The sequence below is a fragment of the Veillonella parvula genome (assembly GCF_042850485.1).
Classification (GTDB): Bacteria; Bacillota; Negativicutes; order Veillonellales; family Veillonellaceae; genus Veillonella; species Veillonella parvula_Q.
In genome coordinates, this window is sequence record NZ_AP031417.1 from 717,523 (window position 1) to 730,563 (window position 13,041).

Annotated in this window: 10 protein-coding genes; 6 read left to right on the forward strand and 4 right to left on the reverse strand. The window is 37.8% G+C overall.

Annotation, left to right across the window (positions count from 1 at the left end; genetic code table 11):
• The first annotated feature begins 60 nt into the window (after positions 1–60).
• The 4 genes from ACGHIY_RS03105 (at position 61) to ACGHIY_RS03120 (ending at position 6,683) form a co-directional block, all read left to right on the forward strand.
• The gene (locus ACGHIY_RS03105) at positions 61–1,608 is read left to right on the forward strand and encodes a Ppx/GppA phosphatase family protein (protein ID WP_287501468.1); all 1,548 of its coding nucleotides are present in this window, start codon (positions 61–63) and stop codon (positions 1,606–1,608) included.
• The gene (locus ACGHIY_RS03110) at positions 1,608–3,173 is read left to right on the forward strand and encodes a Ppx/GppA phosphatase family protein (protein WP_390525685.1); all 1,566 of its coding nucleotides are present in this window, start codon (positions 1,608–1,610) and stop codon (positions 3,171–3,173) included. Before ACGHIY_RS03105 ends, ACGHIY_RS03110 begins: the two co-directional genes overlap by 1 nt.
• Positions 3,163–5,280 carry a polyphosphate kinase 1 gene (gene ppk1, locus ACGHIY_RS03115; RefSeq protein WP_390525686.1) on the forward strand — a complete coding sequence of 706 codons (2,118 nt, stop codon included), beginning with the start codon at positions 3,163–3,165 and terminating at the stop codon, positions 5,278–5,280. Before ACGHIY_RS03110 ends, ppk1 begins: the two co-directional genes overlap by 11 nt.
• 425 nt (positions 5,281–5,705) lie before the next feature.
• Positions 5,706–6,683 (forward strand): 3D domain-containing protein, encoded by a 978-nt coding sequence (locus ACGHIY_RS03120; protein ID WP_004693280.1) that lies wholly within the window; start codon positions 5,706–5,708, stop codon positions 6,681–6,683.
• A gap of 47 nt (positions 6,684–6,730) precedes the next feature.
• Here ACGHIY_RS03120 and msrB read toward each other — a convergent pair whose 3' ends face one another.
• The 3 genes from msrB to ACGHIY_RS03135 form a co-directional block, all read right to left on the reverse strand.
• Positions 6,731–7,669 (reverse strand): peptide-methionine (R)-S-oxide reductase MsrB, encoded by a 939-nt coding sequence (gene msrB, locus ACGHIY_RS03125; RefSeq protein ID WP_302498431.1) that lies wholly within the window; start codon positions 7,667–7,669, stop codon positions 6,731–6,733.
• Positions 7,670–8,791, reverse strand: a complete 1,122-nt coding sequence (locus ACGHIY_RS03130) for a 5-methyltetrahydropteroyltriglutamate--homocysteine S-methyltransferase (RefSeq protein ID WP_390525687.1) — start codon at positions 8,789–8,791, stop codon at positions 7,670–7,672.
• A gap of 257 nt (positions 8,792–9,048) precedes the next feature.
• On the reverse strand, positions 9,049–9,987 hold the full coding sequence (locus tag ACGHIY_RS03135; RefSeq protein ID WP_302498429.1) for a LysR family transcriptional regulator: 939 nt from the start codon (positions 9,985–9,987) through the stop codon (positions 9,049–9,051).
• Between the two features lie 106 nt (positions 9,988–10,093).
• On the opposite strand from ACGHIY_RS03135, the gene rnmV reads away from it, so the two are divergent.
• Entirely contained in the window at positions 10,094–10,621 is a 528-nt protein-coding gene (gene rnmV / locus ACGHIY_RS03140) for a ribonuclease M5 (protein ID WP_302498428.1), read from the forward strand.
• A 13-nt stretch (positions 10,622–10,634) separates the two neighbouring features.
• Positions 10,635–11,489 carry a 16S rRNA (adenine(1518)-N(6)/adenine(1519)-N(6))-dimethyltransferase RsmA gene (rsmA, locus tag ACGHIY_RS03145; RefSeq protein ID WP_302498426.1) on the forward strand — a complete coding sequence of 285 codons (855 nt, stop codon included), beginning with the start codon at positions 10,635–10,637 and terminating at the stop codon, positions 11,487–11,489.
• A gap of 228 nt (positions 11,490–11,717) precedes the next feature.
• On the opposite strand, the gene ACGHIY_RS03150 is transcribed toward rsmA, so the two are convergent.
• Positions 11,718–12,965: a sodium/glutamate symporter gene (locus tag ACGHIY_RS03150; protein WP_105086586.1), complete on the reverse strand. Its 1,248-nt coding sequence runs from the start codon at positions 12,963–12,965 to the stop codon at positions 11,718–11,720.
• Positions 12,966–13,041: the final 76 nt, after the last annotated feature.

Here is a 13,041-nt window from a genome sequence, read left to right on the forward strand (position 1 = left end):
TTTTTCTATGGTATACTAAAGTATATTTAGACTGAACAGAAGTAAAATGGGGATAGCAACATGAAACGTATTGCATTTATAGATTTAGGATCGAACTCAGTTCGTTTTGTCATATATGAAATTTCTAAGACTGGTAGTTATCGACTGATATATCAAGAAAAAGAAAGTGTACGTCTTAGCGAGAATATGTGGGGAACTCACGAATTGACCGAAGAAGCCATGGAACGCTCCTTGCGTGCTCTAAAAGGTTTTGTACACATGGCTGATGCAATGGCGGTAGATACGATTAAAGCTGTTGCTACGGCGGCAGTACGTCTGGCTAAAAATGGGGATGCTTTTATTAAATCCGTAAAAGAACGAACAGGTTTGGATTTAGAACGTATTGCTGGTGAAGAAGAGGCTCGCCTGGGCTTTCTAGGCGTTATCAATACCATTGGACTTAAGGATTTTATTATTTTTGATTTAGGTGGTGCTAGTACAGAGATAACCCTTGTACGAAATCGTCATATTACAAAATCAGTGAGCTTGCCGATAGGGGCCCTTACCTTAACAGGTACTTATCAAAAGGGAGATGAATATACTCCTAAAGAACTTGATAAACTGACGAAAGTTGTGAAGAAAACGATTAAGGAACATACATGGCTTCGCAATGTGAAATTACCACTCCTTGGTATCGGAGGTACTGCTCGTAATATTGCTAAAATGGATCAACGTAAGTTATCTTATCCTATTACAAAGCTACATAATTATGAGATTCCACATCATAGATTCCATGAGATTTTGGAAGAAGTAAAAGGTAAATCTCTAGAGGAACGCAAAAAGATTAGTGGTTTATCATCGGAGCGCGCTGATATCATTATTGCCGGCCTCACTATCGTAGAAGAATTATTTAACTACGTAAATACTAAAACACTCGTTGTTGGTGGTTGTGGTCTGCGTGAAGGCTTATTTTACGACTATTATGGAGAGCACTACTTAGGTGGTAACTCTATTATTGATGATATTTTAGTACATTCTGCAGAGAATGTCTTGTTAGGTATGACTAAACATGAGTTAGTTCATGCTAAATATATTACAGGTTTAGCTATTAAACTGTATGATGTATTAGAGCCACTTCATAGAGCTGATAAAAATACAAGACGTTGTTTGATTGCTGCTAGTTTATTACATGATATTGGTAAACGGATTAACTATTATAGTCATGCCCGCCATGGCTGCTATATGCTTGTCAATAGTAATTTATATGGGCTTTCTCATGTTGAACAAGCTTTTAGCGCGTTCCTTGTTATGAATTCTCATGGTTTGACACCAAAAGAGTATAAAAACTTCTTATACGGTAAATTATTAGATCAAGAGCAGCGTTTGTTGGGACAAAAAATATCTATTATTCTGGCCTTAGCTGAAGCTCTTGATGAAAGTCATGAACAATTTATTCGCCATTTATCCGTGAATCTAAAATATACTAGCGTACAATTAGTAGTAACCTATTTGAACGGTCGCGATATAAGTGTAACAAAAGCGGCTGTAGAGAAATTAGGAAAATCTTTCAAAAAAGAATTTAAGAAAACATTAGAAATAGAGTGGAAGGAAGCTCGTAAGGAGGCATAATGGCATTACCAAAAGCGTTACGATATGCAGTGCTACATGTAGGCTCCAGTAGCATGAGCATTACTATTTTAGAATACAAGGGCATCGATGATGTACGCGTTATAGATTATGCAGCTAGGGAGGTAACCTTTGGGGAAGAATTATTCCAAACCTCTCGTTTGAGTTTTGAAACAATTGAGGAAATTTGTCATATCTTAAAGGGATATAAACAATTAATGGCTGATTACGGTGTGAGTCGCTCTAGATTATATGGCACTACTGTAATACGTGAAGCCGCTAATCGTCGTAGTATTCTCGACCAAATTTATATTCAAACAGGTATGCGTGTTGAGGTTATCGACATGCCTAAAGAGGTGTATTACAAATATGCCTTACTATACTACAAGATGACTAATCAGTACCGCTTGACGGATCCTACGAAGGCAACATTATTTCTTGATATCACTTCTGGTGGTGTAGGTTTAACCGTTTGGCGTGGTGAAAGCTTATTATTCCAGCGCAATATGCATAGCGGATCTTTGCGTGTTATGGAATCTTTTAATCGCAACCAACGTTCCTCTACATCGTTTCCAATGGCTATTACCGAGTATTTACATCGCATGATAGGCCCATTGCGGAAAGAGCTTAAAACTTTCAATATTAATAGTGTCATTTTATCAGGCGATGAAGCTCAATATATGGCGCGCCTCATGGGAGATGGCAGTAATAAGGATGATATTATTACCATTGAACCAGAACGTTTTAAGGGGTTCATCAAATCCTTTGATGGTGTAACGGCCACTAAGTTGATCAATCGATATAGACTACCTGAATATAAGGCCAATATTTTGATGCCTACTATGATTTTATTTAATGAAATTATAACGGCTATAGAGCCTAAATCGTTGATTTTTAGTAGCTTCTCCTTCTCGCAAGGAATAAGCTGGTTTTATGGAGTTGAGGCGGAAAATAATCCTTTTATGTATCAATTGCGTGAGCAAAATGCTCAATTAGCTCGTGCTGTTGCCGCTAGATATCATACTGACAGCATTCATGATGCTGAGGTAGAAAGATTCAGCTCTTTATTCTGTAAAACATTACGCCATAAAGGTTTACCGGAGCGGTGGGGTTATTTATGCCGCATTGCAGCTATATTATGTTCTGTAGGCAAGTTTGTTAATTTACGAAACCATGGAGAGCATGCGTATCATATTGTGATGGGCACGGATATTTTTGGGCTTTCAGAAGAAGAAAAACAAGTGGTAGCAAATGTTGTGTTTTATCATTATAAGGGAACTCCGTCTGATGATGATACATATTTTAATTCCTTGACGGAATTACAAAAGATTCAAGTTACAAAGTTAGTAGCTATCATTCGTGTGGCTTGTGCGCTTGATGCAGGTAGCAATCAAAAAATATCGGATATTACCTTAGAAGAACGGGATAATGTATTGTATGTATTCTGCCGCACTAATGAAGACATTTCTCTAGAATGGTGGACATTTAGTCGCGATTCCGAGTATTTTACAGAAGTATTTGGTATGGAACTCATGCTTGTAAGAGGAGGTGAGCGCCATGTTCAGTAATGCTAAATATTATTTTAACCGTGAATTATCTTGGCTAAAATTCAATCAGCGTGTACTATTAGAGTCTATAGATACAAATACTCCGCTGTTGGAGCGATTGCGTTTTATTGCTATTGCTAGTTCTAATTTAGATGAGTTCTTCATGATTCGCGTGGCTGGTTTACGTCATCAAGTTGTGAATGGCATTGTTAAATATGATGCGGCTCATATGGATGCAAAGGCACAATTAAAGGCGATAGATGAATCTGTACAACGCCTTGTTGCTATGCAAAGTATGTATTTAAATAATGTTTTGACTGAACTAGAAAGTTATGGTTTTTTCTTTACACATCCTGATGAGCTAGACGTAAAAACAAAAGCTTGGTTACGCCATTATTTTGAAGAACATATCTACCCCGTAGTAACACCGTTGGCTGTTGATTCGGGGCATCCATTTCCATTTTTAACGAATCATACTATTAATGCAATTGTACGTATCTTTCAAATACAAGATGATGGGACTAAGGATTACAAGATTGCTATCTTGCCAATACCATCTGTATTAGATCGAATCATTGAAGTTCCGAGCCGAGGTAATAAGGAACATCGATTTGTTTATCTAGAAGATGTCATTACTTATTATGCAAATCAATTCTTCCAAGGTTACGGCATTGAAGATTATATGGTTTTCCGTATTACTCGTGATGCAGACCTTGAAATAGATGAGGAAGAAGCAACAGATTTGCTATCTGAAGTAGAGGCATCCTTGCGGCGTCGCCGTCGTGGTGATGCGGTACGTCTTGAGGTTTGTGGAGAGAAAAAGGATCACTTATTAGACTTTGTCCTTACAAGTGTAGAATTAGAGCAAAAGGACGTATATCGCATTGATGGACATTTAGATTGCCGTATGTATTTTGATTTCTGTAATTATCCTGGTTATGATAAGCTCCGATATGAACCGTTTGATCCTAAGATTCCTAGTGAATTAGTTGATTATGAAGGTGATAGCTTATTTTCTATTATTGGGAAGCAAGATCTTTTTGTTCATCATCCCTTTGAATCTTTTGCTGTGGTTGAGCAATTTATTGCACAAGCAGCTATAGATCCTGATGTATTGGCCATTAAACAAACATTATATCGCGTTAGTGGGGACTCTCCGATTATTGCGTCCTTAATAAAAGCGGCAGATAATGGAAAACAAGTAACCGTACTTATGGAGGTTAAGGCACGGTTTGATGAAGAAAACAATATTCATATGGCTCGACGACTCGAAAAAGCGGGGTGTCATGTTATTTATGGCTTAAAAGGTCTTAAGACACATTCTAAGATTACTATGGTGGTACGCCGGGAAACGGATGGTATTAGGCGATACGTCCATCTAGCAACGGGAAACTATAATGGTAAAACAGCTCGCATGTATACTGATTGTGGTATATTCACTTGTAATGATGAATATGGTGATGATGCGTCACGTTTCTTTAACTTGATTTCTGGATATTCTGACCCACCGATTTGGAATAAGTTTATTGTAGCGCCTTTAAATTTACGTGAAAAAATTATGGAACTCATTGATCGTGAAATTGAGTTTGCCAAAAGCGGGGAAGAAGCCTATATCATCTGTAAGATGAATTCTTTGCTCGATAAAAAGGTCATTGCCAAGTTGTATGAAGCTTCTTCGGCTGGTGTTCGTATAGATTTAATTGTGCGTGGTATTTGTACGCTTCGTCCTGGCATTGCCGGTGTTAGTGATAATATCACAGTACGCTCTATTGTGGGGCGTTTTCTTGAACATCATCGTTTGTTCTACTTCCGTAATGGAGGGAATGAAAGTCTGTACCTATCTAGTGCGGATTGGATGCCTCGAAATTTGAATGAACGTGTAGAGCTTATGATTCCTATTGAAGATAAACGTCATAAAGAACGGGTAAAAAGTATTTTAGATTTATACTTAGATGATACATTAAAAGCTCATTTCATGAGAGCAGATGGTTCGTATCATAAAATCAATGATCGAGAAAATCCTATATCTGCTCAAGAGGAGCTAATGAAAGCTGCTATTGAGAATGAACACAAGGAGTCGATGACCGTCATTGAACGCTTGCAACCGATGTTAAAAATGAATAAATGATGAAGAATGACTGTTGCGTTTGATAATGAATTTTAATACAATTACATAACACGAAAAAGGCCCATTATATGGGCCTTTTTTCATGTTTATATATTCAAAAATGAGATAAAAATGAAGTTTTTGAAAATATGGAAAAATTTGGTAACAATTGAAAAACACATAAAAATACAAATCAATTAATAAAAAATCCATATATACTATATGTGGTATTGGTATTGTATATATGTACACAATTCGGAATATATTGTATAGTATTTAAAAATATCAATATGTACGTATACAGTGGACTTTCATTAAAAAAAACAAAATGCATAGTGTTATAAATCCAGTATTTATAAAGACTTTTGACTTATTGTTAACTTACGGCGTTTGACAGGTTGTATCTATCTGTAGTAGAATAATACCATTACAGGAGGGATTACAACATGAGAATTCATAAGACACACAAGCGATATATTTCGTCTGTTGTTGCCGGATTGATTGTAACAGCTGTAACCATGACCGGTTTTTCTTATAATGATAAAACCGTTACCGTTATGGTAGATGGTGCAGCACACACTGTTAGAACGCATTTAAATTCTAACGAAGGCATTGTACGCGATGCTGGGGTTAAGTTAAATCCAAATGATAAAGTTATTTCTAGTTCATCTACAGTTCAAAATGGAACAACCTTAACGGTTGTTCGTGCTATTCCAGTTTATGTAACTGTAAATGGTAAAACAAGAGCTGTATTCACTACAGAAACAACTGCTCAAGGTGTTGCTAATGAGCTTGGTTTCAAAGCACCTAACTATGTAGTAGTGGGCGATGAAAATGGATCTGTTTTAAGTGGTACACGTATAACAATTGCTCAAGTAACAAGTCGTTCTTTATCTACAGTAGATCAAGAAGTTGCTGTTGAAGTCGTTCGTCAAAAAGATGATACTATGGCTAAGGGTGAAGAAGAGGTTGTTCAAGTTGGTCAACCTGGCTTAGAACGAGTACAACGTGAAACACTATATAGTAATGGTACAGTTATTAAAACTAATGACGTATCTAAAGTAACACAACGTGCAATGGTACCTACAATTATTAAAGAGGGTACTCGTGAGGTGACTACATCTCGTAATGTGGCGGGTCGTGCGTCTCGCGCTATCGTAATGGAAGCATCTGCTTATCTTGCTGGCGATGGTGATGGTGCTGGTATTACAGCTACGGGCCTACCTGCAGTACGTGGCATTGCTGCAGTTGACCCAGATGTTATTCCATTGGGAACACGTTTATTTATTCCTGGTTACGGTGAAGCTATTGCTGCCGATACAGGTGGTGCTATAGTAGGTAATAAAATCGACCTTGTAATGGACTCTTATGGTGAGGCTATGGACTTTGGTCGTCAAGACGTTACAGTGTACGTTTTGGATTAATATAATAAAAGGACGCCTTACATATGTATGGCGTCCTTTTATTTTAACTAGTCCTCAATATATGGAATTAAGTATTCGTATTTGGTACCTTTTAATTCTTCTTTAGGAATAAATTTTAAAGCAGATCCATTGATACAGTAACGAAGAGAGCCATTAGGACCATCTTCAAATACATGACCTAAATGAGCATTACCAATGCGGCTACGAACTTCTATGCGATTCATACCATGTGAGTCATCTTGGTAATATTTGATAACATCTTTAGCTATTGGCTTAGTAAAGCTAGGCCAGCCACAATGAGAATCGAATTTATGGGCTGATACAAAAAGGGGTTCTCCAGTTGTAATATCAACATAGAGACCTGCTTTGAACTCATCTGTTAGTTCATGGCTGAAAGGTGCATCGGTAGCAGAGTTTTGAGTTACTTCAAACTCTTGCGGTGTTAAAGTCTTTAAATCTTCCTGGGAAGGTTTAGCATATGCATTATCATCGATAAGTGGTTCATCGGATAGACCTAATGGAATGTGACAATAGCCATTAGGATTTTTGTCTAAGTAATCTTGATGATATTCCTCAGCAGAGTAGTAGTTCTCTAAAGGCAATACTTCGATAGCAAATGGTTTGCCTTCAAAGGCTTGAGCACGAGCTAAGGTGCTTTCAATAACGGCCTTATCGGTTGAATCAGTATAATAAATACCCGTACGATATTGAATGCCTACGTCGCCACCTTGTTTATTAACGCTAAATGGATCGATAGCGCGTAGGAAATATTGAATTAAGTGGTCTAAAGATAGTATATCAGCATCGTAAGTGACCTTGAGGGCTTCTACGTGGCCACTATTGTGGCATACATCTTCATAACTTGGATTCTCTGTAGGACCATTAGCATAGCCGACTTCAGTAGAAAGGACACCGGAGATTTTTCTGATGTACCCTTGAAGGCCCCAGAAACAACCGCCACCTAAATATATTGTATGTTCATTCATTTAATCACCCCATACTTCTTGAGCTATTTCTTTAACTAATGCTAGTTTAGCCCATTGTTCTTCCTCGGTCAATTGGTTGCCGATTTCACAGGATGCAAAGCCGCATTGAGGGGATAAGCAAAGTCTTTCGAGCGGGATATATTTTGTCGCTTCTTTGATACGTTCTTTGATGGCTTCTTTGTCTTCTAACTCTGGGCGTTTAGATGTGATAAGGCCTAAAACAACTTTTTTATTAGGAGAAACTTCATGCAATGGCTCAAAACCTCCAGAACGATCATCATCAAACTCTAAGTAATAAGCGTCTACATTCTCTTTGGCAAATAGAATAGGGGCGATAGGTTCGTAACCACCGCTAGCGGCCCAAGTAGAGTTATAGTTGCCACGGCATACATGTGTGGTAAACGCTAAGTCATGCGGGCGTCCTTCAAGTGCCAAGTTATTCAAACGTAAATATTTAGCCGTTTCACCCTCGATGGTTACGCTTTTATCCTTTTGGCGACCTGTCCAATAATCATGGTCACAACACATGCCCCAAGTACAGTCATCAAATTGAATGTTGCGGCAACCTGCATCATAAAGGTCTTTAATCACTTGACGATAGGCAGCTGCAATATCTTGAATGAGTTCTTCTAAATCAGGGTAGAAGGAGCGTGTTATAATGCCGTTATCCTCACGAAATAATTCAGCTAAGAATTGGGATGGGGCTGGGATTGTTTGACGCGCCGTAGTATTTTCGTCTTCAAATTGTTTTACAAATTTGAAATGCTCAACGAATGGGTGGTTTGTTCCCGTAATTTTACCAGTAAGGGCGAGGGAACCTGGCGCTGTTTCTTGACCGACAAATTTGTAACCGTGTTCCAGTTCGATTTCTTTTACGCCGTTAAATCCCCACATGAAATCTAGATGCCAATAGGCACGGCGAAATTCGCCATCTGTAATAACTGGTAAACCAGCAGCCTTTTGTTTTTGAATGAGGTCTGTAATGAGACGATCTTCAACGGCTGTTAATTCTTCTCTAGTAATATTTCCGTTATTGAAAGCTTCGCGTGCTTCTTTTAATTCTGCAGGACGTAGGAAAGAACCTACGATATCAAAGTGGAATGGTGCTGTATGTTTAGCCATAATAATAATCCTCCTTATATAAACGGTAAAACCGATAATTTCGATAGGTTTATTATAGCGAAGTATGATTATATATAAAAATATCAATATGTTTAAGTTTGATATAGTTTAAAGCTATGTTGATATAAATTTTTGCTCGATAAGTTATACCTATAGAAAAGCACTCTCTAAAAAGAGAGTGCTTTATTAATATATTATTTAATCGAACTAAATTGAACAATCGTGTTATATAGACTTATTAATAATATGATATGTAATTATTTTTTGTTTTCCGGCAATTTAATATGTCTACCGTAGTTGCTAACATATTGTTCTAGGGCATGGATATATTCTTGACCCAAACGGCTGCGTTGCATTTTATTATTAGTAATATAGCCGATGTGCATTAAACCTTCTTCGGCAAGTGGTACTGAAATGATGTTTTCACCATTTACCTCTTTATCGATTACACCGCTAGATACAGTGTATCCATCAAGACCAAGCAGTAAACTAAATAAAGATGCTCTATCGCGAACACGAATATGTTTTGGGCGTACTACGGTACTAAAGATTTCTTCAGAAAAGTAGAAGGAATTATGATCACCTTGTTCAAAGGAAATATATGGATATTCCTCTAATTCGTCCATAGAGACGACCTCTTTATGGGCTAATGGATGTGTTTTACCAATAAAGATATGAGGATGGGCCGTAAATAATTCTGTAAAGGTTAATTCATTAGTATGAATCAGTTTTTCCAATACAGGACGGTTGAAATCATTATAATAGAGTAAACCAATTTCACTCTTCATATGAGCTACGTCATCGATGATTTCATAGGTTTGTGTTTCTCGTAAGGATACATCGTATTGGTCGATTCCAGCGCCTTTTAAAAGCTCTACAAAGGCATTGACTGCAAAGGAATAGTGTTGGGTAGACACGGAGAATTGTTTTTTACCGCCGCTTTGGCTTTTATATTGCTCCTCTAAAAGGGCTGCTTGCTCCAGTACTTGGCGCGCATAGCCGAGGAAGCGTTCCCCTTCTTTGGATACGGTAATTCCTTTATTGGTGCGATCGAAAATGGTGATGCCCATTTCTTTCTCTAGTTCTTTAATAGCTTTGGTAAGGCTTGGTTGAGACACAAATAATCTCTTGGCAGCTTCGCTAATGCTGCCTATATTGGCAATTGTTGTTACATATTTTAATTGTTGTAAGGTCATGATTGGCCTCCTTTTATATATTACACTATTAATACTACTCGATTATAAGTATTTAAGCAATGTTATATATATGTTACAATGTACTAATAGAATAAAAGGGGGATTTATGCTAAAACAAGTCATTGTCGTAGAAGGAAAATCTGATATTCAGCGTATCGCTCAAGCTGTAGAGGCTGATTGTATTGCTACAGAAGGTTTCACTCTTCGAAAAGGTGTTATCGATATGATTCGCGTTGCCTATGAAAAGCGTGGCATTATCATATTAACTGATCCTGATACAGCAGGGGAGCGAATCCGACGCGTTTTAACTAAAAAATTTCCTAATGCACAACATGCTTTTGTGCCTCGTGACGAAGCGTTTGCAAATGATGACATTGGCATAGAACAAGCATCTCCAGATTCAATCAGAAAAGCTCTATCTACATTACACGTAGAGTCTTTAGAATCATCCAACGAATTTACTATGGTGGACTTAGTGCGTCACGGATTGTCTGGTATGCCTGGTAGTGCAGCACGTCGAGCGGTTATTGGTGCTAAATTAGGTATTGGATACGGTAATGGTAAACAATTTTTGTACCGTTTAAATCATTATGGTATAACTCGAGATGCTTATGAAGAGGCAGTACATTGTTAAAATAGGAGTTAAGATGTTAGAATCAGTAATTGCAAGCCCAGAGGTTGTGCATTATATATGTAAGCGCTTTGATATTAAAATGAGCAAAAAGCTAGGGCAAAATTTTCTTATTAAGCGAGGCATAGTTGATGAAATTGTACATGCTGCGGAATTAACCGTAGGGGAACCTGTCCTAGAGGTCGGTCCTGGTATTGGTACGTTGACACAAGGTTTAGCTCAAAGTGGGGCAGATGTAACGGCTATCGAGCTAGATCGTCGCTTATTAGAGGTACTAGATACGACATTGGCATCTTATGACAATGTACGTATCATTCATGGTGATGTGTTAAAGCTTGATGTGCCAACGATTATGAATCACAAACCATTTAAAGTAGTTGCCAATTTGCCATACTATATTACAACACCTATTATTATGTCTTTGTTGGAAAGTAAATTACCTATTGAACGTCTCGTTGTGATGGTGCAAAAAGAGGTAGCTTTACGCATGGTAGCAAAGCCGGGCACAAAGGATTATGGTGCATTATCTGTTGCTGTTCAGTATTATACGGAACCAGATATTGTTCTAGATGTACCGCCTAAATCTTTCTTGCCAGCTCCAGCGGTGACAAGTTCTGTTATCCGTTGTGTATTGCGCGATAAACCACCTGTAGATGTAATTGATGAGAAACTATTCTTTCGCGTTGTGAAAGCAGGTTTTGCGCAACGCCGTAAAACATTTGCCAATACGATGCGTACCACAGGACTTTCAAAAGAACAAATCGATGATATCTTGGTAAAAGCAAATATTGATGGCCAACGAAGAGGGGAAACCTTTAGTCTTCAAGAGTTTGCTGATGTGGCTAATGCCTGGGCGGATATCCAAGCATAATTAATAGTAGTGTTTATTTAGTGCGGTAGACGATATTTGGTGCTATATAAGTAGCGTTATGAATAGTAAGTACTAGTTATTTCGTAAAGGGTAAACTATTTATATACAATCAATAGCATTGAAGTGGATTAACATAATTGAATTGGACAAATAAAAACGGTGATAGTAAAACCTAAAGATTTACTATCACCGTTTTTGACATTAAAAAGAGTCCCGAAGGACTCTTTTTTAGTATAGAATACCTGCCATTGTCGTAATAAGGAAGGCATTTGCAAAGTCGATTAAGAATGCACCTACTAAGGAAACTACGAGCCAAGCACGAGGGGATGGACCGTGTTTACTTGCTAAGGATAACATGTTAACTAATGCGTTTGGTGTAGCACCTAAACCGAAACCGATAGCTCCGGAACCAAGCATAACTGCATCGTAGTTGCGACCAAAGAGGAAGTAAATAAGGTATGCAAATACACATATAAGTGCCATTTGTACAACTAAGATTGTAATAAGTGGTAAAGCAAGATCAATTAATTGAACTAACTTTAAGCTGTTGATAGCCATTGTTACGAATAAGGATAATGCTACATTAGATACTGCATCAAGAGCTGCATCGTTGATTTTGTATGCTTTAGTAAAATCACCAAAGTTACGAATTACTGCTGCACAAATCATAGCACCAATATATGCAGGTAGTGGAGTAAGAACAGATAATCCAGCACTTACGATGGTACCGATGCCTAATGCAAGGCCAATCCACATACAAATTGTTAAAAGATCTTGAGAGTTGAACTGTTTGCCACCACTTTCAACGTGATCTTCGATCATATCGATGCCTTCATCCTCCATTAACTCAGGATTTTCATAAGGTGTTTTAACTTTATGCATTTTAATAATGCGTTCACCTACAGGCGCACCGAGGATTGTACCAGCTACCATGCCAAATGTTGCAGCTGCAACTGCTGCGGAAGCGGTACCAGGGATACCCAGTAATTGTTCGTAATATGGACCGAAGGCACCAGCTGTACCAAGGCCACCAATCATAGATACAGAACCAGCCATGATGCCAATAATTGGCTCAATTCCTAATGCTTTAGCAATCATAATACCTGCAGTATTTTGTACTACAATCCACACTGCACATGCTAAGAAGAAGAAAATAATGAAGATACCACCCTTTTTGAGGACTTTTAAGGATGCCATTAAACCGATAGTGGTAAAGAAGGCAAGCATTAGAAATGTTTGCAAGGAACCTTCAAAGGTAATGTTTAAGATTTTATAATAAGACAAAATAGCAGTTAAAAATGCAAATGGAAGAGCGCCTACGGCTGGTGCGGGCATACACATACGTTGTAAGAACTTGGAATGCTTATTGATCCAAGTACCGATGAATAAGGTAATTACAGCAAGACCTACAGTTTGAATCATGGACAGTTTTAAGGTCCATACATTGTTGACTAGGGCTAAGTCAATAAGTGGCATAAAATCACTCCTTTAAAATAAAAAATAAATCTGAATTTTATGGTATCATGAATGGTCAAAAAATACTATAGAATAT